Origin of the sequence: Rickettsiella endosymbiont of Dermanyssus gallinae (assembly GCF_019285595.1) — a bacterium.
Taxonomy (GTDB): domain Bacteria; phylum Pseudomonadota; class Gammaproteobacteria; order Diplorickettsiales; family Diplorickettsiaceae; genus Rickettsiella_B.
This window is the reverse complement of sequence record NZ_CP079094.1, coordinates 1,314,347-1,340,413: the sequence shown is the minus strand read 5'-3', so window position 1 is coordinate 1,340,413 and position 26,067 is coordinate 1,314,347. Positions and strand designations below refer to the sequence as shown.

Sequence of the window (26,067 nt, the reverse complement as noted above, 5' to 3'; positions counted from 1 at the left end):
AATCGGAGTGTATACATGATACATGAGGATTGCGAGTTGAGGGGGAACACAGCCGAAAATTCAAGTGCTAAGAGTATGCTCATGATGAAGCCAGGCTACGATATTCTAATCATCGGTGCGGGCATGGTGGGCGCAAGTCTTGCTTTAGCTTTATCCCATTTGCCGTTGCGGATTGCCATCATTGAAAAGACATCTTTCAATCTAGAGGCTATTCCTAATTTAGACAGTAAACCCATTGCTTTAAACTATGCGAGTAGTCGTATTTTAAAGAATTTAATACCTTGGGCTGACTTATCAGCCTATGCCAATCCCATTGAACAGGTACATATTTCAGAAGCAGGTTGTTTTGCGGCGGCGAGAATTAAAGCCAAAGCAATGGGTATTGCGGCCTTAGGCTATGTGATCCCGTCGGCCTTATTAGGACAGGCTTTCACAAAAGCATTGATCCCGTTGACTCAAGGTTCTAAGCCACTTCGTTTAGATCTCTTTAACCCAGCACAATGTCAGGCATTGCTGAAGAAAGAACAGACTTGGGAAGCACACATAACGACACCAACAGGTGAGTTACAAACGATTTCAGCGCATTTGCTCGTCGCCGCCGATGGTTCTGATTCCATCGTACGGCAGCTATTAGATATCAAAGTACAAAATCAACGTGAAGGGCAAATGGCCTTGGTGGCCACGCTTAAACTAGCGCGTCATCATCGTCATACCGCCTACCAACGTTTTACGCCGCAAGGCGTGATGGCTGCTTTGCCTTTATTAGGCAATCAAGTAGGCTTCGTTTGCACGGCAGCACAACATCAGATTGAAGAGCGGCAGTCGTTGAGCGAAGCTGAATTTTTAGCGTGGGTACAATCCCTTTTTGCTTATCGTTTAGGACAATTTTTAGAAAGTGGGCCACGGGGTATTTACCCTATAAAAAGTTTTATCGCGGAGCCACAAGCACAAGCGGGCTTAATTTTATTAGGTAATGCGGCGCATACCTTATCGCCTATTGCCGCACAAGGACTTAATTTAGCCTTGCAAGATATGGCAGAATTAGCTGATATGATAGCTAAGGCTTTTGTTGCAAAAAAAGATTTAGCGGATCCCCGTATTAGTCAGGCTTATTTGGCAGCACGTTTGCCGGTACAAAAACAATTAATAGGATTGACTGAAAATTTAGGTCGATTATTCCAAGAAAAATTTAGGCTGTTGACTTTAATTCGTAATAGCGGTTTATTAGCATTTGATTTAGTTTCGCCACTTAAACAAAATGTATCACGACGTCTAATGGGAACGCACGGTCGGCTTCCTTCCTTAGTCCGTGGCATTGCACCTCAACAAGAAGAAGAACATGTCAAGATTTAAGCAGGTTATTGATGAAGAAGGCAAAGTCCTTTATATAGAAACCAATGCCTTAGGGCAAAGTTTGCTAACGACCCCAAAGTTAAATAAAGGGAGTGCCTTTAGTGAAAAAGAACGTGAGCAATTTCATTTGCTCGGTAAATTACCTTATGGTATTGAAACCTTAGACCAGCAAGTTGCACGTATTTATCAGCAGTTCTTAAGAAAGGGTAGTGAGATACAGAAGCATGTTTATTTGCGTAGTTTGCACGACACGAATGAAACCCTTTTTTATAAATTAGTCAGTCAGCATCTAAAAGAACTGCTACCCATTATTTATACACCGACTGTTGGTAAAGCGGTGGAACAGTTTAGTCATGCATTCCGACGTCCGCGTGGTTTATATGTAGCTTACCCCGATCGTTATCGTCTTGATGCAATCATTGAAAATCGTTTAAATCCCGAAGTCGACATTATTGTTATAACGGATGGAGAAGGTGTTTTAGGTATTGGCGATCAAGGTATAGGCGGTATGGATATCTGTATTGCAAAATTAATGGTGTATGTGATTTGTGGTGGTGCCAATCCACATCGTTTGTTGCCTATTCAAATCGATGTAGGAACAAACAATGAAAAATTACTGAATGATCCTATGTACTTGGGCTGGCGCCACAAGCGTTTAGTTGGCAAAGAATATGATGACATGATAGAACGCACGGTAGCAGCGATTCAACGCAAACTACCACACGTTTATTTACATTGGGAAGATTTTGGTCGTGAAAATGCACGACGTAATTTACAGCGTTATCAAGAACATTTCTGTACTTTTAATGATGATATGCAAGGTACCGGTGCCGTTACCTTAGCCGCCTTATTAACGGCGATTAAACAGACAAAACTACCCTTAACAGAACAGCGTATTGTTATATTAGGCGCAGGCACTGCAGGTACAGGGATTGCCGATCAACTTTGCGCGGGCACGATGCGCGCCGGTTTGACCCGCGAAGAAGCGCTTGCTCGTTTTTGGTTAGTGGACAAGCAAGGCTTATTGACTGAACAAAGCGCGGATTTGACTGAATTTCAAAAACCTTATGCACGTCATTCAATGAGTGCGATGAATTTAGAAACAGTTGTCAGAGAAATAAAGCCAACGGTTCTCATTGGTTGCTCAAGTCAAGCGGGCGCATTTAGTGAAGCAATCGTGAAAGCGATGGCATCTGGCGTCCATCGGCCAATTATTTTTCCCTTGTCTAATCCTACTGAAAAAGCAGAAGCCACACCGTTGGATTTGCTACATTGGACTGAAGGCCGTGCTTTGATTGCAACCGGTAGTCCGTTTGGCAACGTTGAATTTCAAGGGAAAACGTTTTGTATTTCACAGTGTAACAACGCATTGATTTATCCAGGCATAGGTTTAGGCATCGTGATTGCAAAAGCAACACGATTAAGTGATGCCATGCTTTGGGAAGCCTGTAAAGCCTTAAGTCATTACGCCATCGATACGGAAAATTTTAATGCGGCGTTATTACCTGATTTTGATCAAATTCATACTATCAGTCAGCGTATTGCGCTAGCAGTGGCCGAGCAAGCACGAAAAGAAGGTTTATCTTCAGTGAGTGATACGGTTGATTTTGCGCAAGCGATTGAAAATCAATTTTGGTTACCAAAATATTATGACTATCGATATTCCCCAAGATTATGATGTTGTCATTGTCGGTGCAGGCCTTATTGGGCTTACTCTGGCATGTGGTTTAATCAATCAGGGTTTGCGATTGGCCATCATCGATAAGGATGGCCGATCAAAAGCGCCTGCCGTTCGACTGGATAGCGTACCAGGCTACGAACTGGGTGGGCGGGTTAGTGCTATTACGCAGGGCTCGCAGAAAATTCTTGAAAGCTATCAGGTTTGGCAAAGGCTAGCTAAAACAACCTTCTCACCTTTTGAGTGTATGGAAGTCTGGGAGGAAGGATCTGCATCACGACTTAGGTTTGATGCCGCTGAAACAGGGCAGCCGTGCTTAGGCACCATTCTATATAATCAGGCATTACAAACCGCGTTGCTGGCACAAGCCAAAACGGCGAGGGAGTTGGACTGGTTTTTTCCTGAATCATTAAGCGCTATGCAGAATGAACAGTCACCGATTTTATTATCATTAGCCTCAGGGCAGTCAATAACAGCTCAACTGCTGGTAGGTGCTGATGGTGCACAGTCTTGTGTTCGTCAATTAGCGGGGATCTCATACAGTGAACGTGATTATCAGCAAGAAGCCCTGGTCGCAACCGTACGAACCGTATTAGCGCATGATCAAACAGCGAGACAAGTTTTTTTACCCACAGGACCGCTTGCTTTTCTGCCGCTAGCCGATTCCTATTTATCTTCTATTGTTTGGTCAACCACGCCAGAAGAAGCTAAAAGGCTAAAAGCGCTTTCTGAAATTGATTTTAATGCAGAATTAGCGCATGCATTTGAGCAACGTTTAGGGGCAGTTGAATGGAGTAGTGCGCGCTTGAGTTTCGCACTCAAGACCCAACACTGCGAGCAGTATATAAAGCCTGGCATTGCCTTAATGGGCGATGCGGCACATACCATTCATCCGTTGGCAGGACAAGGCGCTAATTTAGGTATTGCGGATGCGAGTTGTTTGGCAAGCATTATTTTAGCCGCCCATCAAAAACAACGGGCTTTAGGTGCTTTACATACCTTGCGTCGCTATGAAAGAGAACGTCGTTTTTACCATCGTGTGATGGGTGCCGGAATTGATCTGATTAAACAGACCTTTGCGGCAAAAAACTCTTTTTTAGTGAGCACACGTCATGTTGGGTTAAGCTTTGTAGAAAAGACCCCGTGGCTAAAAAATTATTTCATGCGTTTTGCCATGGGTATTCCTAGTGCTGAGACTGCAAAATTAATGCTTTAGTGCAGAAGGGGATTGCGTCTCTGTGTGGATAGCATTTTCAAGTTGATTCAAATTTGTTTTAAATTCTTCTAGAGCGTTATTTAAGCTCTTTTTTTGCTCATTAGAAAGCATTAAATTATTATTAGGTTTAAAGAAAGTGAATGGGGAGACTGACATACTTTTAAGCCGTTTTGATGGTATGTTTGATATCCTTAAGATTCTTCACAATGCTTCCAAGGCGTGTGATAACCAAACTCATTTGATTATCCTCCGTGAAGGATGGATTTAACAGTTGAGGTTTTATATCGCCGATTAACCCATCAATACGGGTAACTAAGCGACGGGAAGACGTCAGGGTAGGCCTTGTGATAAAGGTCCCAATTTCTTCTTGCAGTATTCTTCCGCGCTCTAATAGCAGGGTCAGTTCTTCGTGGTTAAACATAAAATAGTTTATAAGCAGTCTGTCGAGTTAATCTCAAAGTATAATGATAAAACATTAAGAGAGCCTTAAAATAGCCTCTATTTTTCATCGGAGTTGTAAGAAAATGGCTAGGGAATTGAAGTTCATTATTCTAGACCGTGATGGTGTTATCAACGAAGAATCCCATGAATATATCAAATCACCAGCTGAATGGAAGCCTATTCCCGGTAGTTTAGAGGCTATTTCCTTGTTGAGTCAGGCGGGTTATACCGTTGCGGTGGCTACAAACCAATCAGGCGTGGGTCGGGGTTACTATACGGAGGAAGGCTTGGCGGAAATACATCAGAAAATGATAGCTTGCGCCAAAGCGCAGGGGGGGGTGATTGATAAGGTTTTTTATTGCCCTCACCGCCCAGATGAGCACTGTCCTTGCCGTAAACCAGCCAGTGGTTTATTTGAGCAGATTGCCGCGGCTTATAAAATAGATTTAAGTGGTGTGACGGCAATTGGCGATTCTTTGCGTGATATTCAAGCGGCTGAGAAACTAGCTTGCAAGCCCATATTAGTCTTAACCGGAAACGGAGAAAAAACCTTAAAAAATAATCCGGAGCTCCGTGATAAAATTCCTTTTTTCCCTAATTTATTAACGGCCGTACAAGCGCTGTTAAAAAAGGAACATAATGTCTAAGTCGAAGCGGGTATATAGTTGCCAGTCCTGTGGTGGCCAATTTTTACAATGGTCAGGTCAATGTGGTGAATGTCAGGCCTGGAATAGTTTGTTAGAAGAGACCCGCATTGCCACGTCACAAGCCAACGTTTCACCTCGTTTAAGCGGTTATACGGCAACCAGCGATCAAAAAATAAGATCGTTAGACTCTATTCAACTTGATGAAATTAAACGTTTCTCGTCGACGATTAAAGAATTAGATAGAGTATTGGGTGGCGGTATTGTGCCAGGTTCCGTGATACTGATGGGAGGGGATCCTGGGATTGGAAAATCCACTTTATTATTACAAAGCTTGTGCCAGTTAAGTCAACAACAGGCTGTTTTGTATATTACGGGTGAAGAATCACTACAACAAGTTGCTTTGCGTGCAAGACGTTTAGACTTACCCCTAGAGAAATTACGTTTGCTTACGGAAACACGTATAGAAAGTATTTTAGCGCACGCGCTGAAAGAAAAACCGCAAGTGTTGGTCGTCGATTCTATTCAAACCATGTATACCGAATTGTTGCAATCTTCTCCAGGTTCAGTCGGGCAAGTCAGAGAAAGTGCAATGCAGTTAACGCGGTTGGCAAAACAAGCAGGTATTGCCTTATTTTTAGTGGGACATGTGACTAAAGATGGTGTGCTTGCAGGCCCTCGTGTTTTAGAACATATGGTAGATACCGTCTTATATTTTGAAGGTGAAACCGATAGTCGGCATCGTTTAATTCGTTCTGTTAAAAATCGTTTTGGTGCGGTTAACGAATTGGGTGTTTTCGTGATGACTGAAAAAGGGTTGCGTGAAGTAAACAATCCTTCTGCCATGCTGTTGTCGCGATCCGATGATTGTGTGCCTGGAAGTTTAGTGACAGCCACATGGCAAGGCAGTCGTCCTTTATTGGTAGAAGTTCAAGCCTTAGTGGATACCAGTCATTTAGGCAATCCACGCCGAGTAACCGTAGGTTTAGATAATAATCGTTTAGCCATGTTATTGGCGGTGTTGCACCGTCATGCCGGTGTAGTGACCTATGATCAAGATGTTTTTATTAATGTAGTAGGTGGCGTACGTTTATTAGAAACCAGTGCAGATTTACCGATTTTATTAGCCGCGTTGTCGAGTTTGCGCAACAAAGCTATTCCACATGATTGGATTTCCTTTGGCGAAGTGGGTTTATCGGGTGAAATTCGTCCGGTGCCCAATGGGCAAGAACGTTTACGCGATGCCGCTAAACATGGTTTTAAGTCAGCCATTGTGCCTAAAGCGAATATTAGCAAGCAAGCGATTGCAGGGATGACTGTTTTTCCTGTTTCGCAGTTATCCGAGGCGATAGAAATAGTGAAGCAAGCAACTGAAGTGGTAGGTGTTTAAACGCCGTGAAAAAACTGACACCCGAAGAGAAAAAAGTTATTTTATCCAAAGCGACTGAACGTCCGTTTACAGGGAAATATGATCATTTTAATGAAGAGGGCACTTATTCCTGTAAACAATGTGGGGAATTATTATATCGCGCTGCTGATAAATTTGATTCAGGGAGTGGTTGGCCTAGTTTTGATGATGAAATACCAGGGGCAATTAAGCGGGTCGAAGAAGCAGATGGTCGTACAGAAATTATTTGTGCCCATTGTGGTGCGCATCTTGGACATATATTCCTGGGTGAAAACTTCACGGTTAAGAATGCCAGGCATTGTGTTAATTCAATCTCGTTAGAATTTATACCCAAAAATGAATTAAAAAAAAGCGTTGAGCAAGATTTAGAAGGCAAAGAAAATAAAAGGGAGACGGCTATTTTTGCTGGCGGTTGTTTTTGGGAGGTTGAATACCAAATGAAACAGTTGCCCGGTATTATTTCAGTGCAGTCGGGGTATATTGGCGGTACTACCTCTAATCCCAGCTATGAAGAAGTTTGTAATCATCAGACGGGTCATGCCGAAGCGCTGCAAATTATTTTTGATCCTTCTAAAGTATCTTATGAAACCTTAGCGAAGCGATTCTTTGAGATTCATGATCTACAGCAACTCAATAGACAAGGGCCGGATATTGGCGATCAATATCGTTCTGCCATTTTTTATACGACACAGGAACAAAAAGAAATTGCTTTAAAGCTTATTAATCTTTTGCAAGAAAAAGGTTATAAAGTCGCTACGCGACTAACGCCCGCGCCGATTTTTTGGCCAGCAGAAGATCGGCATCAAAATTATTATGAAAAAAGTGGAAGAAAACCTTACTGCCATACCTATAAAAAAATTTTTTAATAAGAAAGAGCGTTATGAAAAAACAATTTCCACAAAGTATAGAAACTAAACGTTTATTTGGTTCAATACCTCATCTTAACGATTTAGATGAATATTGCGACATGATGCAGAATAAGCAGTTTATTGATTGCTATGGGGTAGCGTTTAATAAAGAAACACTTTGCGAGCGAATAAACTCAGATATCAATCATTGGCAACAACATGGTTTTGGCATGTGGATATGGAGTAGTAAAGAAAATAAAGATTTTATTGGTAGGGCGGGATTAAAATCGTTTATATTGCAGAATAAAAATGAAGTTGAATTGGGTTATGCGTTAAAACCTGAGTATTGGGGAAAGGGCGTTGCCATGGAGATGTCGAGCCTGTAAACAATTTTGTGTAAGTGCCGTGTCAGGAGAACCTACCCTCGAATTCGATAGCGAGAGCCTGTAAACTAAATTGTGTAAATGCTTATTATTACCTAAGCTAATGCGCTGAAAAAAGCACTAGCGATAAAAGAGAAATAAGTAATGAAACAAGAACAAGAAATAAATATAGCTCCCGAATTAATCAGTGAATTGGCTAAATCCATAAAGAGTGAAAAAGATATATCTGCGCTGAGCAAGCAGCTATTAAAGCTCACGGTAGAACGAGCCATGGATGCAGAGCTAGAGGAGCATCTAGGCTACGAAAAGCACGCGATAGAAGGCAAGAATACGGGAAATAGCCGCAATGGTTATTCACCGAAGCGATTAAAGGGTGATTTTGGCGAAGTTGAGATTAACACGCCTAGGGATCGAAATAGTACGTTTGAACCTCGACTTATACGCAAAGGACAAACGCGCTTGACGGAGTTTGATGAACAGATTTTAGCGCTGTATGCCCGAGGGATGACTACCCGTGATATAGCGGCGACGTTCAAAGAAATGTACGGTGCGGAGGTATCGCACAGCTTGATTTCTAAAGTGACTGAAGCCGTGATGGATGAGGTGACGGTGTGGCAGAATCGCCCCTTAGAAACGGTATATCCTATCGTGTATTTAGATTGTATCGTTATTAAATGCCATCAAGATAAACGTGTGATCAATAAATCCATCTATTTGGCTTTGGGCATTAATTGTGAAGGACAAAAGGAATTACTCGGCTTGTGGATAGCTGAAACCGAGGGTGCAAAATTTTGGCTATCTGTATTAACCGAATTAAATCATCGTGGGGTAAAGGATATTTTTATTGCTTGCGTGGATGGACTAAGCGGGTTTCCAGAGGCAATAAACGCGGTATTCCCAAAAACGAAGGTTCAGCTCTGCATTGTGCATCTTATTCGTTATTCCTTACGCTACGTACCGCATAAGGACATGAAAGCCGTGGTAGCGGATCTTAAGCTTATTTACCGTGCTATTTCTATAGAGCAAGCCGAAGAAGCGCTTCTGATGTTCAGTGAAAAATGGGATAAAAAATATCCCGCCATTAGCCGTACCTGGCATAAAAACTGGAGTAATATGGTGACCTTATTCGATTATCCTGACGACATACGAAAAATTATTTATACCACCAATGCCATTGAATCACTCAATAGTGTGATTAGAAAATCAATTAATAATCGTAAAATCTTTCCTAATGACCAATCGGCATTAAAAGTAGTATATTTAGCGGTACAGAAGGCATCACAAAAGTGGACGATGGCTTTACATGATTGGAGAGCCGCTATGAATCGATTCGCTATCGAATTCGAGGGTAGGTTCTCCTGACACGGCACTTACACAAAATTGTTTACAGCCTCACTGACAGTCACTTCTTAATAACCGGCAACTGTCCGATCAAGTCTGAGCTACTACATTTAAAGGCTTTGTTACGTTCTCAGCGTTGACGTTGCTATACCCATCGTCGGTAAAGCTAAGGGCTAAAAAAACGTAATGTGTTGGGTTGCTGTTCTTCATTCGCTGAACTGCTTTCTCCTGGTTCAGACCACTTTGTTACATGGCTTGTCAAATTTTCATTAAGCATCGATTCTAATTGTTTTATTCTTAATGCCATTTGTATTTTTTCTTCTTTTTCTTGAGCGAGTTGTTTTTTTAGCTCATCGCATTCTCGATCATGTTTTTCTAAGCCAGCGTAACTTGATTTTATGTCAATTAAAAGCTTGTTACAAATAACAGAAATTTCTTTTCCATGCAGAACGGAACGATCCCAGTAACCCAATTCCGCATTGCGCGCGCGCGCGGCAATTCTCGCAATATGCTCAGACAATGCTTTAAAACTTTCGCGTCTTAACTCAGCCGGTTTTAAGTTTTTTTTGTCTTCTATTTCTTCAGCGCGCTGTATACCTTTAATTAAATCATTAAATTGAGCTTCCCATTCATTTTTTCTTGCTATAAACATAGAAGGGGATTGTTTGAATATTCTTATGAAATAATATTGGTGATGTAGTTCCAATAATTTATTTAAATACTGAATTAGATGTTGATGCAATGCATTTAAGCCGTACAAAATATCCTGGTGTGGCTCTATTTTATTAATCCATGCCGAAAATAGACTTAAATTTTCTTGGAAATATAAAGTAATATATTTTTTCCATAGATTATTGGATCTGCTTTCAAAAAGTTTTTGAGTCAAATAACGATGGAACGTTGGGCTTCTATTAAAATGCTTCGCATTATGATAAAGCAGCGTTTGAATGACATAGGCATCATTTTTTTTAAAGGCTTCATAAAGTAGGCGTATTCCAAGGGGCTCTTTATCACCCGCTAAGACGGTGGAAAAGTCAAGGGTATGATGGCGCCATGCATTCTCCATGTGTTCGCGATGTTCAGCATATACATCGGGCAAATAATGTTTTATTTCATGCATGGCTATTTTTCTTTCTTCCACTGAGCCAGTGCATAATAAAGAATTAGGTGCGTCGAGTATAATATTTAAGGCGTCAAATTTCTCATTGATAATGCTATCAACGCTTAAATGAAATAAAGCCGCTTGGCTAAGTCGTTCTTTTATGAACCGATATTTAGCATTTGGTATCAAGCGCAATAAAAGTTTATTGTGAAGTGCTGGAAACGCTTGTTCAGCGCTTGGGAGTAATGCAACATCTTCGATCCGATAATTATTGTCTAATAGTGCATTCCACTGTTGGTACTTGTTGTGATCCATTTCAATATATAGTAATAAGAATTTTATATTTGGATGGAAGTAAAGCGCTTGCATGAATTTTTCTAAAGCGTCTTCATTCATTGAGTAGGGATCTGATAGTAGTAATTTTGCTAAAGATCTATTTTCGTGTGTGTGTCGCGGTATTAATTGTAAATCCTCCAGCGAAGTATTGGACTTTATAAGCTCAGTGAGTGTGGGAAAGTCTATCTCTATATCTTTTAAACTGAGTGAGCGAAGATCTGGATTGGATTTTAGGTAGCTGCTAAGCTCTGGAATAAAGGAACCACCAAGCATTATTTTGCTATTACAATTTCGTTTTGAATAATGGAAGGTTACGATGTCTAAGTTAATGGCTTTCCAATGGACAATCATTAAAACTCGGGTTAATAGGATTTGAAAACTTATCCATGGTGATTTATCTTCAATTTGTAAAAGAAGTTGAATTTCTTCAATGAGTTCCCGATCTTCTTTTTGTTCTTCATTAAGACTGGGCTCTCCGTTAATTAGCTTTACTGGATCGGGGCTGTTATCAATACGGGAAGGAAGTCGAAGCTCGGGATATATTTTAACGTTACGTAGCGTAAATTCTCGGCCTGAAGTCTCAATAAATGATTTATTTTTTTGAATATAACCATACAAATGGATTAGTTGAGAGAGTGTTAAAGTAGCATCATCTAATAAAAAAAAACCATTTTTTTTAAATTGATGAAAGGAATTATAAAATTTTCCCATCGGCCCCTCCTTGTTGTTTTTCTAGCACTTCAAAATAGATTATATCGCTATTTCTACGGTTAAATCTAGCGCTAGAATATATTTTTAGAATGTTCTATGTAAATAAACAAGGGGGTAATAAAATTTATTAATCTTAAGTTTAATTTATAGTTTTATTGGAAACCTTAGCATTTTATACATTCAAAATGTCAAGTTAAGGTTTCAGCTTTTTAAGCTGCTTATCCTCAACTGATGGTTTTTCTTCGGAAATGTTTTGCTTGTTACTCGCTTCTTGCATAAATCTGTCGTAGGATTTTTTTAATACAATAAATTCTGGATGACTTTGCATAAATTCACCAAATTCATTTAGAACCGTGTTGAGCTGTTCTTTTTTACCGGAATGCTTTAGTAAAACGCAGAGATACTTCAGTTTGCAAGCCCCCTCTGTCCCTCGTTGTGAAAGCCAGTTAATTTTTAATTGTTCATCACTAATATGTTTATCAATCTCTGGGTTTCTATAATCTACTATTAATGGGTTTATCTCATTGAATAATTGTTCAATACGATGTGTGGTATCAGAATATGTCTGCCAATCTTTATTCTTTTGTTGAGGAGGATGTTGCGCAGAAGCTAAAGAATACTTTGCTAGTAGCAATGAATAAGTACCTAGATTAATCGTAACCCTCGGGTAACCCTCTTTATTCTTTTGGAAATTGATTGTTCCAATATTGCCTTGCAGCCGCCTTTTGTAAAAGGTATTGGCTTTTGAGGTAATACTTTGTGTTTTCATGAAAGATCTCATCCGTTTCATTACAAGTGAGTCGCTATGCTCCCGAAGAATTTCGGCCATCGTGTCCCCGAAATTCGTTCGCATGACGCGACTGAAATTAGGCCGCGATACGTCCTGCGTCCGGCACGCACTCACTCCTTCGGAGTTCATGCCCGTGCCTCCCACAAATGACTTTACGGCGTGATGCGTTTCCTGCTTCGCCCGTCAACGCACGCCTATCGCGGGCTCTTCGACTTCGCATTGCTTTCACAATGCTTTCCTGTCTCATCGAATGATTAAATATTTCTTGATGCATGTTTATCTCAAGTGAGGGTATACGGTTTCAAATATACTTTAAGTTTTTGAAAAAAAATAATATTTCATGTTTTTTTTAAAAGATTATTATCGCTAGATTTAATAGATAAAAATAGAATATACTTTTATGCAATTTAATTTGCATTAAAAATAGAAACGACGTAAAAATATTATAAGGATAAAAAAGCAACAGATGCTTAAATTATTTTTTAAAAAATCGTTGATTTTCGCGCTTGGTAATCATGACGACCTTAGTTTTGGTATGTGCTTTCACTACGGGTATTACAATTTTAAAAAAGATTTCACGCTTGCAAAAAAATATTATTTAGAAGCGGCTAAGAAAGGGAAAGAAAAAGAGGCTTACTATCATTTAGGCAAACTTTATAAAGAAGAGAAATCTCTTGTTGACGCTTTTTATTACTGGGGAATAAATAACGAATGTGGTGAGCGATGGAAATCAGCATTAGGTTTTTATGAAGCGATTATTGAAGGGAATAGCTGGCCTATTTTTATAGGGTTGTCACCAGCGATGAGACAGGAAAGCATTGTGAAAGCAATGCGAAGTCGAAGAGCCCGCGATAGGCGTGCGTTGACGGGCGAAGCAGGAAACGCATCACGCCGTAAAGTCATTTGTGGGAGGCACGGGCATGAACTCCGAAGGAGTGAGTGCGTGCCGGACGCAGGACGTATCGCGGCCTAATTTCAGTCGCGTCATGCGAACGAATTTCGGGGACACCATGGCCGAAATTCTTCGGGAGCATAGCGACTCACTTGAGAGAATACATCTTCAATATTTAATCATCTAATTTATTTATTTCATTAGCTTAGAACTAACCAATTACTCCTTATGAAGTGGGGATGGTCATGGTTTTGTTTTGCACAATATAAAATTAGCTTTAGTTCATGAAAAACTTATCATCTGATAAGTTAGGAATCCCATTTAACTTAAAGTGTACTGAGCGAAAGAAAAAGCAGAAATTAAACCTAACAGGAGATAGCAATGCTTGCAGTAGCAACAACGATAGTAAAAGCATTAACGGTGGGTGAAGTCGCACATTTGCTGTTTGAGTTAATACATAGAACTCATTTGGGTCATAAGACTGCCCACGGTATTCATAAAGCAGGAAATTTTGTTGTATACCATATAAAACAGCAGCATCAACAACGACAGGATAAAAAAAATCCAGGTCAAAAAGAAGAGCGAGAAACAGAAACACCCTATAATTTCAAGGCTACCGTCAATACTGAGCAATCTATTGAGAAGCTTAAGGATAAAGCGGAGAGTTATCTGACTAAACTAAATGAGGGCGTTAAGAATTTACAGAAGGCACAAGAACATTATGCAGAGGCCAATAAAACCTTAGAAGAACTCACTGTTGCTTTGAGTTCTAATAATAATGCCCAGTTCTCAATCCATTTAATAAATTTTAACAAGAATTTAATAGGCTTTAAAAATGAACTAAAAGTTTCTTCGCGTTCAATTGCACCACCGCCACGTCAAATATTGTATATTGCTGATCCAGCAAATGGAAAAAATGAACACGGATCAATTCAAAGGTATAATGAGTGTTTAGAAAGCATTAATAAGTGCTTCGAAGAAATGGAAAAAACAAGGCAAAAAATTTTTGAACAGTTTGAGAAAGGTGTTAGTGCTATCCGTAAATTGCGATCTAGATCAAGCCCAGGTGTTGAGCAATTACAGCAAGATATTCAACGGAGTATGCGCTCCCCAGTGCAACTATCAGAAAAAATGCATGCGCTACTGCCAAACAATACAAAGCTTGCCGCCGCTTGTACTGATATTATTCAGGTATTTGCAGAATTTCAACAAGGCTACAAAATAAAGCAGAGTGAGTCATTTGAAAACGATCCAATTTGGACTCCATTGCTGACTGGTGATAAACAGATAAAAGCCGGGCAGCGTATTTTTCTACATGCTATGAACGAATCCGAGCTTAAAACGGATCGAAAATTAAAGATCGCCCAAATTTTCTTACGTAAATTTATTTCCAACGATGAGACAGGAAAGCATTGTGAAAGCAATGCGAAGTCGAAGAGCCCGCGATAGGCGTGCGTTGACGGGCGAAGCAGGAAACGCATCACGCCGTAAAGTCATTTGTGGGAGGCACGGGCATGAACTCCGAAGGAGTGAGTGCGTGCCGGACGCAGGACGTATCGCGGCCTAATTTCAGTCGCGTCATGCGAACGAATTTCGGGGGCACGATGGCCGAAATTCTTCGGGAGCATAGCGACTCACTTGAGAAGAAAAAGAAATAAAGGATCTTTTTCAGCAATTGGAAGATTGTCATAGAGCAGCTTTATTGAGCGTATACCCAGAACTCCGTAAACAATTACCGCCTTTGAAACAATGGGGATACTTCTTTAATAATCTCTTTAAGAAAAGTCAGAACATTGGGGAAAATGAACTAAAGACTACACAAGAAATGATGGGTGATTTATCGGTTGTTTTATCGATAGAGGATAAGGAGCGTGGCGACGCTTTAGATCGTTTGGAGATAAAGTATAAGGAAAAGTATAAGGAAGCTGAATGTTCCAATAACAGTGCTTTATCTACTACATTAAAAAAGATACTAGAGATCTCTATTCCAGCCACGAGAAAGCGGCTAGATGGCCTGAAGAAAATTACTTCAGATTCGAAACCGTCTGAGCAACAAACGGATAAAAAGAAAGAAAACGAATTCAAAAAGGAAGATGCCGTACAAGCTCGAGAAAAAGACGCACGCAAAGAGAAAGAAGCCGCACAAGCGGAAATAGAAAACGAACGCAAAGAGAAAGAAGCTGCGCAAGCGGAGAACGAGCGTTTAAAAGCTTTATTGGCTCAACGAGAAAGGCAGGCGCAAGCACAATCCGTCGTGGCAGGAAAGAGTATTCAAGAAAGAGAACCAAAAACAAATTCAATTCATGAAAATCCTAAGCCGCTTAAAGCAAAAGTACGGATAAATGGACAGTCTCTCGCAGGTTCACAGGGAATTCTACTTAAACCCAAACGAAAACCACAAGCGCAACGAAAACCAGTTGTAGCAAGATCATGGGGGACTTTATATTCTGTTCCAACTACACCTCAAGTATCGAATACTGCTGCTGAAAATGCTAACTTACCAGGGTGTAGTTATGGATCCTAATACGGATATTCCAGTTTCAGATTCAGCAGACAAGTTATTACAGCGCAATCAACTTCTCAGCGACTGGCTAACCGATTGTTTGTTGCCATCTAAGCTCAAGCTTCAGGTATGGACACCTAATTGGGCTGAATCCTTGCGAATAGGACACAGAAAGGCAGATTCAAAGTATATTAAAGAGGGATATAAACTACTCACTAAACAACTCGACAACAATAATCTGCAACTGCAATACTCAACTGACGATCATGAAAAAAATGATAGGGTGTCTGCTTTATTGCTATTGTTACTCGCGGTGCATGTCTATCGAGAAACTGCTACAGAATGCCATCGCGATCAATCATTTGAACTCCAAACAGAGCAATGGGAAGAGCATGCCACCTGTGTGATGAGGACTGTACCTACCATGGCATACTTAAACCAGTTGCACCAATTAGTCGATGAGGCCAGTAAGAAAAAACCCATCAACAGCGCAGTAGACCATGCTTTACTTGGGATGCATCAGCATGCATTGAAGTTCTGTTTTAAACAACTTTTAGATGAGATGAGTAATACGACTAAAGAAGGCGGTCTGCCTCCTGACAAAAAATTTAGTGCCTATGAGTTTTATATTCAAACGATTTGTATGGCGCATGTTTATATCACTCAATTATCTACGTTACCGTCAACAGAAACAGAACACTTACCAAATCTGTTATTGAAACAATTAACGGAGCTCATAAAAAAAACCAGTACACTGGATTTATCGCCTTCTTGGATGGAATGCTTGAAGCGATGGATACAAGAATGTTTTAGCAAATTACAATCGTTGTATAAGGAGACATCAAGCACTGAAAAAACCTCCTCGGCGCTGCGGGTCATCAGTGAGCGATTGCGAAAATCAACTAAGAAAATGGTTCGGAAAAAAAAATTACCGTTCCCTGAGTCGATACGAGAACATTGCTGGATGTATTTTTCATTGCATGAAAAACTCATCACCGAATGGTGGGATAAAGAGCAGCATACGTTGGAATATCAATCGAGCGCACTGGCTTTATTTGAAAGTTTTATGAGTACATTTGACTGGCCAAGTACGTTTGAAAAAGGGATCGTAAACGAGAATCCTCTGAAAACTTTTCGATCGGCCAAGCGTACTTTTGACTGGCTCACTCGGTTTAAAGAAGAAATTTTATACGGTAACTCTTTAAACTCCTACTGTTCTGCTAAGCAAGCAGCGCCCCTTGAACAGTGGGAACACTTAGTGGATCCCGCCTTGAATAAACTAAGTGATGATTTCTTTATAAAGGATTGGTTTGGGTATCATGACTACCCTAATAAGGGATCTTTTCTACATTGGCTAGTTTCTCGACACGAACTTCGTCCGATGAGACAGGAAAGCATTGTGAAAGCAATGCGAAGTCGAAGAGCCCGCGATAGGCGTGCGTTGACGGGCGAAGCAGGAAACGCATCACGCCGTAAAGTCATTTGTGGGAGGCACGGGCATGAACTCCGAAGGAGTGAGTGCGTGCCGGACGCAGGACGTATCGCGGCCTAATTTCAGTCGCGTCATGCGAACGAATTTCGGGGGCACGATGGCCGAAATTCTTCGGGAGCATAGCGACTCACTTGTCATGGCCAAGATCAAGGCCTATGCAAGCGTCGAAGAGAGAGACTTTCAGGAAGATGAAATTGCTTATTTTGATAAAAGAGAGTTGTATCGTTTTGTGCAAAAGGCTTATAAAGATCTCTGTGCTGATTTAAATCAGATCACGCAAATGATCTTAAGCCTTTGGTTTCAAAAAATTGGACTCTGTGTCCCTCACAATGATGTGGCCAATATTTTATTACAACCAGGACGCTGGCTATATCATAAAAATCCATCCCCAGTAGGACAGGAAGAAAATGCTATTTCTAGATTTCGTGTTTGTTTGTTTGAGGCTATTGAGCACTTAGGCGCTGGCGTATATTTCTTTCCTTCGTTCCAACAGCGTTGGTCTGTTTTTCAAGAGGCGTTAGCGGCACATTCCGGTAGTGCTGCGGACTTTATACACAAGCACCATGATAATAAAATTGCTCCGATCTTTATAAAATTATTCTCTATAGTTCACCCAGACCGAGCTTTCCCATTCAAATCTGATTGGACTAGTGAATCCGTGAATGATTTGGCAAAGAGCTATATACCACGTATTCAGTCAATCAAGCATGATTTGCAAAAATTCAAAGAGCAAGATTCCATTGAATTACAAAGTTCCGATGCTGAAATAGAAGCAGAATTATTATTAAAGTGGCTGAAGGATGCTGTACTTAATTACATGCAGTATCATCTCAGGAGTGAGGGATGGGTTGTCAGTGCTCTCACGCTTTCTCCCAATGAGTTGCAACAACAGTATAGCCAGGAAATCTGTGAATATGTCAGTGAAGTCAAGCAGATAGACGCCAATATAGCCAAAGCACGACGAGGAGAAAAAGAGGAACGTAAGGAAAAAGAAGCTGTACAAGCGGAAATAGAAAACGAACGCAAAGAAAAAGAAGCTATACAAGCGGAGAACGAACGTTTAAAAGCTTTATTAGCGAAACTACAACCTGCTGTAGCAGAAGAACCACTGGTACAACCACAACCTACTATAGCCGGATCTCGGGGAGCTTTATTTCACGTCCCAACTACATCCAAAGCATCGACTGCTGCAACTGAGAACCCTATCTTACTCGAGCATAGCTATGCTCCCTAACTTGGAGTGGGTATGATTTTTAAGAAACTTCGAGATTTTTTTAGCATAAGTAATCTTTATTATAAAGCAATAAGCTTATTTAGATTAGTAAAAACTAATCTAAATAAGCTTATTAGTAATGTTTATGAAGAAATAGTCTGTTTTATATTAAGAAGAACAAATCTTAATAAAGTTGGTGAATATGGATACACTCAATTGTATAGTGCAATTAAAGAGGAAAAGAATTATAAAAAAGCGATTCGGCTTATAAAAGGCGGAGCTGATATTAATGTCGTTGATTATCGTGGCTTTACGCCGCTCCATAGAGCAGCTCAGTATGGGCAATGCGAAGTAGCTTACTGGCTTATAAAAAAGAAAGCTGATATTAATGTGGGTAACGAAAGCGGATTTACGCCGCTACATATGGCAATAGTTTTTAAACAGTATGAGGTAATGTGTTTTCTTATAGAAAATGGAGCGGGTGTTAACGTCACTGATAAAGAAGGCCATACGTCGCTGCATTTTGCATTTCGTCGTCCTAAAATGTTGTACTGGCTTATAAAAAAGGGGGCTGATGTTAATCACGCTGACAAATATGGCTATACACCACTGAATCTTGCAGTATCTTCTAGTCAATATGAGTCAATCTGCTTACTTATAGAAAATGGAGCAGATGTTAATACCATCGATGAGACAGGAAAGCATTGTGAAAGCAATGCGAAGTCGAAGAGCCCGCGATAGGCGTGCGTTGACGGGCGAAGCAGGAAACGCATCACGCCGTAAAGTCATTTGTGGGAGGCACGGGCATGAACTCCGAAGGAGTGAGTGCGTGCCGGACGCAGGACGTATCGCGGCCTAATTTCAGTCGCGTCATGCGAACGAATTTCGGGGGCACGATGGCCGAAATTCTTCGGGAGCATAGCGACTCACTTGTGATACAGATGGATACACAATTTTGGATTTAGCTGCTCATGAATATATAAAAAACCCGCAAGAAGAACTAACTAAGTCTATCGTTCTAATGTTTATGGTTGTTCATTTGTTAGAGAATATCGATGCAAAGAAACCTGACTTCATTAATAGAAAAAAAGCACTATCAATATTTTGGGACGATTGTAAAGCAGAAATTGAAATATTAAGAAAAGAAACGGTTAATGTTAAATTATTGGGTACTTTATCGTTATTGGATCTTTGTAAAGAAAAAAATGAAAATAAATTAGCGTTGATATCTCAAAATGAACAAGTAAAAAATATATTAAAAACTTTAAATTTTAAAGAGAAATATCCTTACTTGGATGAAAAAATTCAAGCGATGAGACAGGAAAGCATTGTGAAAGCAATGCGAAGTCGAAGAGCCCGCGATAGGCGTGCGTTGACGGGCGAAGCAGGAAACGCATCACGCCGTAAAGTCATTTGTGGGAGGCACGGGCATGAACTCCGAAGGAGTGAGTGCGTGCCGGACGCAGGACGTATCGCGGCCTAATTTCAGTCGCGTCATGCGAACGAATTTCGGGGGCACGATGGCCGAAATTCTTCGGGAGCATAGCGACTCACTTGCTCAATTCCAAAAAGGTTTAGCTAGAAATCAAGCTTTAGGTACCGCATGCAATTCAATTTTTACTTTTAATGCCAATAGAAAATTAAATGAAGATTGTTGGAAAGAAATACTGCAAAAATTATCTCAAGAAGACTTAAAAAATGTGACGAGAGTCGCTTCTTTATTTTTTAAGAAATCGCCATCTAATGATGAGACAAGGAGAGCATTGCGAAAGCGATGCGAAGTCGAAGAGCCCGCGATAGGCGTGCGTTGACGGGCGCAGCAGGAAATGTATCACGCCGTAAAGTCATTTTTCGATAGCAGCGCGATATGACTAAAATCATCAATAAAATTGCTGATTTGACGCATCATGTTGTTTTTTAAATCGAATAAAATGTTTTCATCGAAAATATGCTTGTCGAATTTTTTCAATCGATGAGACAGGAAAGCATTGTGAAAGCAATGCGAAGTCGAAGAGCCCGCGATAGGCGTGCGTTGACGGGCGAAGCAGGAAACGCATCACGCCGTAAAGTCATTTGTGGGAGGCACGGGCATGAACTCCGAAGGAGTGAGTGCGTGCCGGACGCAGGACGTATCGCGGCCTAATTTCAGTCGCGTCATGCGAACGAATTTCGGGGGCACGATGGCCGAAATTCTTCGGGAGCATAGCGACTCACTTGCTTCTTTACAAATGCGTTCCATCGACTTAAAGGGGTAGCCTGTTAAACCAAAGACCGGAAGATGGGGTTTATTCATTTCTTTTTCCCAGTCACGATAATTTTGTACAAGATCGATTCCATCTGTTTCGGGCAAAACGAGATCTAATAACGCCCATTCGTACGTATAGCTTTTCAAATAACTGAGTTCTTTAATGCCATCTTCAACGGCCGTAACACGATAACCCTGCGATTCAAGTAGGTTTTTTATAGCGCGTATAACCAGTAGATTATCTTCGGCTAACAGGATTGAGTGCTTTGGAAAAGTTTCCTTTCTTTCGATGAGACAGGAAAGCATTGTGAAAGCAATGCGAAGTCGAAGAGCCCGCGATAGGCGTGCGTTGACGGGCGAAGCAGGAAACGCATCACGCCGTAAAGTCATTTGTGCGAGGCACGGGCATGAACTCCGAAGGAGTGAGTGCGTGCCGGACGCAGGACGTATCGCGGCCTAATTTCAGTCGCGTCATGCGAACGAATTTCGGGGACACGATGGCCGAAATTCTTCGGGAGCATAGCGACTCACTTGTTATGTGTTTTTCTTGTTTGAAAGAAAATGGGGGGTGAAATAATCGAGCGATTTTTCTCATGGCATTATTATTTTATATATAAATATTTTATTTTATATCAGATATCATATATCTATTATATAGCTAAAATGCCTGAATGGAGCTCAAATAGAAAGTACAAGGTATAGCAAAGTTATAAGGCTCTGGGTTCTGATGTGGCTCCTTTTCTTTCCTGTGTCATCTTTTGCCGGTTATTGGCGGAATAATGTATGAATATTAAGATTATTAACGTATTTTCTTATAATCACCAGGGCGGAAACCCCTGTGCAATAGTTGATAATGCTATTGCGCTTAGCGAAGAAGTCATGCAGAAGAAGGCAACTGAGTTAAATTTGCCTGAAACGGTCTTCATCATCCCTGATAAAAATCAGTACTTGCTACGGTTTTTTGCGACAAAAGGCGAACTTCCTCTGTGCTGCCACGGTACGCTTGGTGCGGTCTTTTATCTATTTAAATCCAATGTTAACCAACGCCCAACTATAAAGACCTATAAAGATAATATCAAAATTGATGTTAAATATGAGAATGATTTAGTCTCCATGTCTATTGCAAATAAGGGAAAGGTATTAAATACCCCTATAGACCTTTCTGCCATCTGTACGATATTAAATATCGAAAAAGATTCACTAGCGAAAAATTTACCCTGTACTGTCGCCTCTATAGGAAGCCCTAAGTTATTCGTCCCACTTATTAATAGAGCAGCTTTATTTGATATGAAGCCCGACTTAGACTTAGTGTCTCAATGGTGCAAAGATAACGCTGTTAATGGCCTTTATGCCTATTCTGATGATACAGAGAATGCCAATGCTGATTATGTAGGGCGTAATTTTAATCCTCTATTCAGCCACCAAGAAGATATTGCGACGGGCACGGCAGCGGCGGCACTATGCCAAATGCTATGCCGAAGCAGCCGTCAATCAGAAGGTACTTTTACCATAGAGCAGGGTGCTAATTTAGGAAGCCCTAGCCAAATCTATATTTCTATCTCAAAGGACAATATAGAGATAAAGGGGGAGGCCTATTTCCCAAGTTCTGAAGTATATGCTTAAATTATAGGTTTTTAGAGAATGGATTCTCCAAAAATTTCCTTGTTTTTTATGGATATTAATTTTCTAGATCTAACAGGTCTTGATCTGAAATGCCTGTAGTTCTTTTAATAAAACAATGCAACACTACATTCATAAATTCGGGGTCATTTCTCATTTCAAGCATTCTTTTAGCAATATCTAGAACAGCTTTGCGTTGACCTTCTTCATAACTACGCTGATAGTTTTTTTTATATTGTTCTGCAAAAGTCATAATAGTGTGCCTCGATTTTTTTTAGATAGAGAGTAGACATATTAATCCTTGAGGTTTAGCAGGGCTTAAGTGGACAAACCTATTATTTCCTTGATGAGTTCAGCATTGCACCTTTTCTTGCTCTAACTCTTCTTTAGAAAGCTTCAAAATTTCTTCAATAGTGTTTTGATCAAACCCTTTGGACTGCATAATTCGCATAACAGAATTTATACCTTTCTCAAAGCCCTCTTCGCGGCTTAATTGTTCAAAACTTGTCACATAAGCCATATCTTTTTCTCTTCTGGTTTATGAGGAAGAAATTAGGCTTTTTCTAGCTCAATTAAATCTAAGTCAGGTAGTTTAGTTACTTTCTTTATAACATCTAAAGATATCCCTTCAGCTAAAAGGCTTTTAGCTAGGTCATAACGCTCTATTTCTCGGCCTTGCCGTAGGCCCTTTTGTTCAAGTTGTTGTGCTAGGGTCATAATATCCTCTCTATAGTTGGGTAGAGTCTCAGCTAAAGTTGAGTAAAATTGCTCAAAATTCTTAGATTCACCCTCTTGAGTTATATAATACAGCAAACTTTTAAACTGTTCATGTGTTAGGAGCTTCTTGGCTATCTGTAAAGCGATATCCTTTATAAATTCTAGCGCATCCCTCTGATGGATGTTTTTTTGAACTAGCTCCAAAATAGCTATGCCCTTGTGCTTACGTAACTCATCATCTGGGATGATAGTGACATCAATAAGCGGGTAGGGTTTTAAGAAGGTTTCCTCGGCTAGCTCCCTGCTGTCAAAGCAGTCTAGGATATTTGTGGTAAATGGATATGGGCTCTTTTTTCCTCGATAGAAGAGCAGGGGAATAACAATAGGTAGGGTTTTATTACCCTGGTCTAAATGTTGCTTCATAATCGCTATTTGATAGCGTAATAGTTTAAAGGGAGTTAGTTTACTAGGTGTTGTTTCATGCTCGATAAGCGTATAAATATAGCCCTCTGTATCTGCTATTTTGACTGAATAGAGAATATCTGAGAAATGGTGTTTTAAATCCTTTTCAACAAATGAACCTGGTTTAAAGTTTAAAGTAGAGAAATCACATTGTTTTTTTATATTAGGTTGTAGATAAGTCTCTAAGAAGTCTTTTGCTTTATTAATGTCAGCCAAGAAATTACGAAATAGTCGATCGTGGGGATCATGAATTTGGATGGTCACTTCTTATTTTCCTTGTTCTTATTTGAGTAAGTAAAGTGTATCTAAGAATGTCAAAAAAGGTAATATTTTATCTAAATAGATTTATCCAATTAATAAATCTATAAATATTTAACATTAAAAATTGATATCAAGGTTTCTTTTTCTTTTCTACATACTCTTCTATTAGTCTAATTATAGCATCACGCATACTGACTCCCTCTAAAGCAGCTTTAGCTTTAAGTTTTTGGCGTAATTTTGCCGATAGGACGATTGAAAGCCTTGCTTCTTCAGTAGTCGATTTGCTATCTCTTGCCATTAAAATATCCTAAAAATACTTAGAGTATAAAAAGATTCAAATATGTATAATGAATTTATTGACACAATGAATATATGGTTATAATATCACATTATATGTTTTATTTTGAAGAGGAGGTAGAAAGAGAGATTTGAATATGTTTATATATTAAGCGTCCCCCAAGGTGATCAGACCTTGAGGACAAACACAACCAACAACCTTAATGTTAGTAAGGAGCCAGTTATGACCGCGAACGTCATTTTAAATCAATTCGACCCTATAAGACAGACCGCTAGCGATTATCTATCGCAGTGCTACCAAATATTAGCTCGTCTAATGGCCTTAATCGAGGAATTAGAGCCGTTTCAATATGATAATCAATCTAAAAACCTAACGGACTTAATCGGAGCATTAAATATGTTTTTATGCTGTTTCCAGGTAGTCCTTGAATCAGCGCATAATGCTTTGGATGAAGACATTAACCCCTACCATATTCTCGGAGTATTAAATACTTATCAAACTATAGGTACTGCTGTACTTACAGAAGGCGCCAATGAGCTTATCGAAGAAAAGGATATTTTACTGAAAGCTGTAGATGATATAGCCATATACGATGGATTTGATACTTATTCCTCAGCGTTAGCAAAGGAGGATAACTAATGTCCAGTCATGAAATGGTTGTTAACTTATTGAACACAATAGTAGAAAAAGACAAAGCGTTTAATTCAAAAATACAAAAACATTGGGGTGAAACCGAAAAGTTCGATAAAAATCAAATACCTATCGGACACGCTATAAAAGTATATTACCTTATTATCAATCATAGTGCCGTGAGGAATCTTTTATATCAAGCTATACGAAAAGAGATGGCTAAACTAAAAATAAAGGAAGAGAAATGAATAACTTACGTAAAAGAAAATTAAATCAATTCTATCAAGATTATTTCAGTCCACTGTTAGGAGAGAGAAATTAAATATAAGACTCCTCAACTTATCATTGAGGAGTCTATTTAAATCCCTATTAATTTCCTAACCCGCCAATCCCCCGTGAGGGGGCCCCTTAAGTAAACCTAAGGGGGACAGCTACACAGGTGCGTCAACACCTTATCGCCGTCTGGCCATTATCGGAGTGACCCGAAAATGACTAAACACAGCTTATCTCGATCGTCTGATCGAAGCAAATTACTGAACATAAAATTAAATATTTACCTAAAAAGCAGTTTTCTGCCTATAGAATTCTGCTCAAGTTTTCTTGCCTTACATCAAAAATTTTATTTATTCAAAATAACCATACCAAAAATAAAAAGAGTGTATGGGATGTCTACAGGTATTTTATTTTTAAAAAATATTAATTACATCGTACCTCAGTATCAACTGTGCAGGAGTTGGTATGGGTATGATTAATAAAAGAATCATAGATGGAAAATGGCACAAGCGATGAGACAGGAAAGCATTGTGAAAGCAATGCGAAGTCGAAGAGCCCGCGATAGGCGTGCGTTGACGGGCGAAGCAGGAAACGCATCACGCCGTAAAGTCATTTGTGGGAGGCACGGGCATGAACTCCGAAGGAGTGAGTGCGTGCCGGACGCAGGACGTATCGCGGCCTAATTTCAGTCGCGTCATGCGAACGAATTTCGGGGGCACGATGGCCGAAATTCTTCGGGAGCATAGCGACTCACTTGACTTATAGTCGGCAAGAAGATTATTATAGTTCTGTAGCAGAAGTATCCTTGTTAGCTAAAGGCATTAATAATCCCTCCCCTGAACAATTGCGGATAGAAACCTTATTTCAAACGAATAAAGCTCCTAGAAATACAACATATATAGTTACTCTTTCAGAGAGAGAGATAAGTTGTCTACTTTTAGCCGCATGGGGGGTAGATATTAAAGAAACCGCAAGCCTCCTTAACGTTACAGAAGATAAAGTAAATAAATGTCGCGCCGAAATCGCCGATAAATTTAATGCAAAAAATATTTATAATGCGATATTTATAGCACAACAAGCAGGATTTTTAACGATCGATAATGTCGATTTTATTCTGAAGCTCAAACATAAAAAAACTAATTTATCCCAAATAAATAAAGAATTTTTAAGGGGTGAATATGCCCCAATCTAAAAGTATTTATCCCATAAA

General features: G+C 39.9%; 33 protein-coding genes and 1 pseudogene. 25 read left to right on the top strand and 9 right to left on the bottom strand.

Translation table 11 applies throughout. The features are described from left to right. Window positions 1–15: 15 nt before the first annotated feature. The 3 genes from KX723_RS06770 to KX723_RS06760 are packed head-to-tail and all read left to right on the top strand — an operon-like array spanning window position 16 to window position 4,247. On the top strand, window positions 16–1,353 hold the full coding sequence (locus KX723_RS06770; protein WP_218813631.1) for an FAD-dependent monooxygenase: 1,338 nt from the start codon (window positions 16–18) through the stop codon (window positions 1,351–1,353). Beyond that, entirely contained in the window at window positions 1,340–3,031 is a 1,692-nt protein-coding gene (locus tag KX723_RS06765) for an NAD-dependent malic enzyme (RefSeq protein WP_218813630.1), read from the top strand. The genes KX723_RS06770 and KX723_RS06765 overlap by 14 nt, the downstream gene beginning before the upstream one ends. Beyond that, window positions 3,003–4,247, top strand: coding sequence for a UbiH/UbiF/VisC/COQ6 family ubiquinone biosynthesis hydroxylase (locus KX723_RS06760; RefSeq protein ID WP_218813629.1), 1,245 nt, complete (start codon window positions 3,003–3,005; stop codon window positions 4,245–4,247). The genes KX723_RS06765 and KX723_RS06760 overlap by 29 nt, the downstream gene beginning before the upstream one ends. 160 nt (window positions 4,248–4,407) lie before the next feature. Here KX723_RS06760 and KX723_RS06755 read toward each other — a convergent pair whose 3' ends face one another. Beyond that, window positions 4,408–4,668 (bottom strand): hypothetical protein, encoded by a 261-nt coding sequence (locus KX723_RS06755; protein ID WP_218813628.1) that lies wholly within the window; start codon window positions 4,666–4,668, stop codon window positions 4,408–4,410. 103 nt (window positions 4,669–4,771) lie between these two features. On the opposite strand from KX723_RS06755, the gene gmhB reads away from it, so the two are divergent. From gmhB to KX723_RS06730, 5 genes are all read left to right on the top strand, one after another. Beyond that, a complete protein-coding gene (gene gmhB, locus KX723_RS06750; protein ID WP_218813627.1) occupies window positions 4,772–5,335 on the top strand; it encodes a D-glycero-beta-D-manno-heptose 1,7-bisphosphate 7-phosphatase in 564 nt (187 codons plus the stop codon). Beyond that, the gene (gene radA / locus KX723_RS06745) at window positions 5,328–6,722 is read left to right on the top strand and encodes a DNA repair protein RadA (protein WP_218813626.1); all 1,395 of its coding nucleotides are present in this window, start codon (window positions 5,328–5,330) and stop codon (window positions 6,720–6,722) included. Before gmhB ends, radA begins: the two co-directional genes overlap by 8 nt. Window positions 6,723–6,727: 5 nt before the next feature. Beyond that, window positions 6,728–7,606, top strand: a complete 879-nt coding sequence (locus KX723_RS06740; protein ID WP_218813625.1) for a bifunctional methionine sulfoxide reductase B/A protein — start codon at window positions 6,728–6,730, stop codon at window positions 7,604–7,606. A gap of 14 nt (window positions 7,607–7,620) precedes the next feature. Then, complete coding sequence (locus KX723_RS06735) at window positions 7,621–7,974, top strand: GNAT family N-acetyltransferase (protein ID WP_218813624.1); 354 nt, start codon at window positions 7,621–7,623, stop codon at window positions 7,972–7,974. Between the two features lie 141 nt (window positions 7,975–8,115). Continuing rightward, a complete protein-coding gene (locus tag KX723_RS06730) occupies window positions 8,116–9,333 on the top strand; it encodes an IS256 family transposase (protein WP_218813425.1) in 1,218 nt (405 codons plus the stop codon). A 145-nt stretch (window positions 9,334–9,478) separates the two neighbouring features. Here KX723_RS06730 and KX723_RS06725 read toward each other — a convergent pair whose 3' ends face one another. From KX723_RS06725 to KX723_RS06715, 3 genes are all read right to left on the bottom strand, one after another. Further along, window positions 9,479–11,461 carry a hypothetical protein gene (locus KX723_RS06725; protein WP_218813623.1) on the bottom strand — a complete coding sequence of 661 codons (1,983 nt, stop codon included), beginning with the start codon at window positions 11,459–11,461 and terminating at the stop codon, window positions 9,479–9,481. Window positions 11,462–11,654: 193 nt separating this feature from the next. After that, on the bottom strand, window positions 11,655–12,290 hold the full coding sequence (locus KX723_RS06720) for a hypothetical protein (protein ID WP_218813622.1): 636 nt from the start codon (window positions 12,288–12,290) through the stop codon (window positions 11,655–11,657). Window positions 12,291–12,327: 37 nt separating this feature from the next. After that, a complete protein-coding gene (locus KX723_RS06715) occupies window positions 12,328–12,498 on the bottom strand; it encodes a hypothetical protein (RefSeq protein ID WP_218813323.1) in 171 nt (56 codons plus the stop codon). A gap of 219 nt (window positions 12,499–12,717) precedes the next feature. On the opposite strand from KX723_RS06715, the gene KX723_RS06710 reads away from it, so the two are divergent. From KX723_RS06710 to KX723_RS09685, 11 genes are all read left to right on the top strand, one after another. Next, a complete protein-coding gene (locus tag KX723_RS06710) occupies window positions 12,718–13,224 on the top strand; it encodes a hypothetical protein (protein ID WP_218813621.1) in 507 nt (168 codons plus the stop codon). Between the two features lie 300 nt (window positions 13,225–13,524). After that, window positions 13,525–14,592 carry a C2 domain-containing protein gene (locus tag KX723_RS06705; protein ID WP_218813620.1) on the top strand — a complete coding sequence of 356 codons (1,068 nt, stop codon included), beginning with the start codon at window positions 13,525–13,527 and terminating at the stop codon, window positions 14,590–14,592. Continuing rightward, window positions 14,540–14,710, top strand: coding sequence for a hypothetical protein (locus KX723_RS06700; RefSeq protein WP_218813323.1), 171 nt, complete (start codon window positions 14,540–14,542; stop codon window positions 14,708–14,710). Before KX723_RS06705 ends, KX723_RS06700 begins: the two co-directional genes overlap by 53 nt. 135 nt (window positions 14,711–14,845) lie before the next feature. Then, a complete protein-coding gene (locus KX723_RS06695; RefSeq protein WP_218813619.1) occupies window positions 14,846–15,667 on the top strand; it encodes a coiled-coil domain-containing protein in 822 nt (273 codons plus the stop codon). Beyond that, window positions 15,657–17,198: a hypothetical protein gene (locus KX723_RS06690; protein ID WP_218813618.1), complete on the top strand. Its 1,542-nt coding sequence runs from the start codon at window positions 15,657–15,659 to the stop codon at window positions 17,196–17,198. Before KX723_RS06695 ends, KX723_RS06690 begins: the two co-directional genes overlap by 11 nt. A 37-nt stretch (window positions 17,199–17,235) precedes the next feature. Then, a complete protein-coding gene (locus KX723_RS06685; RefSeq protein WP_218813617.1) occupies window positions 17,236–18,372 on the top strand; it encodes a hypothetical protein in 1,137 nt (378 codons plus the stop codon). Between the two features lie 12 nt (window positions 18,373–18,384). Continuing rightward, complete coding sequence (locus tag KX723_RS06680) at window positions 18,385–19,092, top strand: ankyrin repeat domain-containing protein (RefSeq protein ID WP_218813616.1); 708 nt, start codon at window positions 18,385–18,387, stop codon at window positions 19,090–19,092. Next, window positions 19,040–19,210 (top strand): hypothetical protein, encoded by a 171-nt coding sequence (locus KX723_RS06675; RefSeq protein WP_218813323.1) that lies wholly within the window; start codon window positions 19,040–19,042, stop codon window positions 19,208–19,210. Before KX723_RS06680 ends, KX723_RS06675 begins: the two co-directional genes overlap by 53 nt. A 96-nt stretch (window positions 19,211–19,306) precedes the next feature. Further along, window positions 19,307–19,834, top strand: coding sequence for a hypothetical protein (locus tag KX723_RS06670; RefSeq protein ID WP_218813615.1), 528 nt, complete (start codon window positions 19,307–19,309; stop codon window positions 19,832–19,834). Window positions 19,835–19,871: 37 nt separating this feature from the next. After that, window positions 19,872–20,162, top strand: a complete 291-nt coding sequence (locus tag KX723_RS06665) for a hypothetical protein (protein ID WP_218813614.1) — start codon at window positions 19,872–19,874, stop codon at window positions 20,160–20,162. A gap of 161 nt (window positions 20,163–20,323) precedes the next feature. Next, on the top strand, window positions 20,324–20,494 hold the full coding sequence (locus KX723_RS09685; RefSeq protein WP_218813323.1) for a hypothetical protein: 171 nt from the start codon (window positions 20,324–20,326) through the stop codon (window positions 20,492–20,494). 120 nt (window positions 20,495–20,614) lie between these two features. On the opposite strand, the pseudogene KX723_RS09885 reads toward KX723_RS09685, so the two are convergent. Beyond that, window positions 20,615–20,902 (bottom strand): annotated as a pseudogene (locus tag KX723_RS09885) (response regulator); the annotation flags it as partial. Between KX723_RS09885 and KX723_RS06655 the strand changes: the two are divergent. Both KX723_RS06655 and KX723_RS06650 read left to right on the top strand, forming a co-directional pair. Continuing rightward, window positions 20,886–21,056, top strand: coding sequence for a hypothetical protein (locus tag KX723_RS06655; RefSeq protein WP_218813312.1), 171 nt, complete (start codon window positions 20,886–20,888; stop codon window positions 21,054–21,056). The pseudogene KX723_RS09885 and the gene KX723_RS06655 sit on opposite strands and share 17 nt — an antisense overlap. Window positions 21,057–21,379: 323 nt before the next feature. Then, complete coding sequence (locus KX723_RS06650; protein ID WP_218813612.1) at window positions 21,380–22,219, top strand: PhzF family phenazine biosynthesis protein; 840 nt, start codon at window positions 21,380–21,382, stop codon at window positions 22,217–22,219. 55 nt (window positions 22,220–22,274) lie between these two features. Here KX723_RS06650 and KX723_RS06645 read toward each other — a convergent pair whose 3' ends face one another. The 4 genes from KX723_RS06645 to KX723_RS06630 all read right to left on the bottom strand — a co-directional run bounded on the left by KX723_RS06645 (window position 22,275) and on the right by KX723_RS06630 (window position 23,954). Continuing rightward, the gene (locus KX723_RS06645; RefSeq protein ID WP_218813611.1) at window positions 22,275–22,469 is read right to left on the bottom strand and encodes a transposase; all 195 of its coding nucleotides are present in this window, start codon (window positions 22,467–22,469) and stop codon (window positions 22,275–22,277) included. Window positions 22,470–22,568: 99 nt separating this feature from the next. Next, window positions 22,569–22,736 carry a hypothetical protein gene (locus KX723_RS06640; RefSeq protein WP_218813610.1) on the bottom strand — a complete coding sequence of 56 codons (168 nt, stop codon included), beginning with the start codon at window positions 22,734–22,736 and terminating at the stop codon, window positions 22,569–22,571. Between the two features lie 32 nt (window positions 22,737–22,768). Beyond that, complete coding sequence (locus KX723_RS06635) at window positions 22,769–23,659, bottom strand: Rpn family recombination-promoting nuclease/putative transposase (protein ID WP_218813609.1); 891 nt, start codon at window positions 23,657–23,659, stop codon at window positions 22,769–22,771. Window positions 23,660–23,786: 127 nt separating this feature from the next. Further along, complete coding sequence (locus tag KX723_RS06630; RefSeq protein WP_218813608.1) at window positions 23,787–23,954, bottom strand: hypothetical protein; 168 nt, start codon at window positions 23,952–23,954, stop codon at window positions 23,787–23,789. A gap of 222 nt (window positions 23,955–24,176) precedes the next feature. On the opposite strand from KX723_RS06630, the gene KX723_RS06625 reads away from it, so the two are divergent. From KX723_RS06625 to KX723_RS06610, 4 genes are all read left to right on the top strand, one after another. Next, on the top strand, window positions 24,177–24,593 hold the full coding sequence (locus tag KX723_RS06625) for a hypothetical protein (protein WP_218813607.1): 417 nt from the start codon (window positions 24,177–24,179) through the stop codon (window positions 24,591–24,593). Beyond that, complete coding sequence (locus KX723_RS06620) at window positions 24,593–24,832, top strand: hypothetical protein (protein ID WP_218813606.1); 240 nt, start codon at window positions 24,593–24,595, stop codon at window positions 24,830–24,832. Before KX723_RS06625 ends, KX723_RS06620 begins: the two co-directional genes overlap by 1 nt. Window positions 24,833–25,369: 537 nt before the next feature. Further along, window positions 25,370–25,540, top strand: a complete 171-nt coding sequence (locus tag KX723_RS06615) for a hypothetical protein (RefSeq protein ID WP_218813323.1) — start codon at window positions 25,370–25,372, stop codon at window positions 25,538–25,540. Between the two features lie 71 nt (window positions 25,541–25,611). Next, window positions 25,612–26,049 carry a helix-turn-helix transcriptional regulator gene (locus KX723_RS06610; protein WP_218813605.1) on the top strand — a complete coding sequence of 146 codons (438 nt, stop codon included), beginning with the start codon at window positions 25,612–25,614 and terminating at the stop codon, window positions 26,047–26,049. Window positions 26,050–26,067 lie beyond the last annotated feature (18 nt).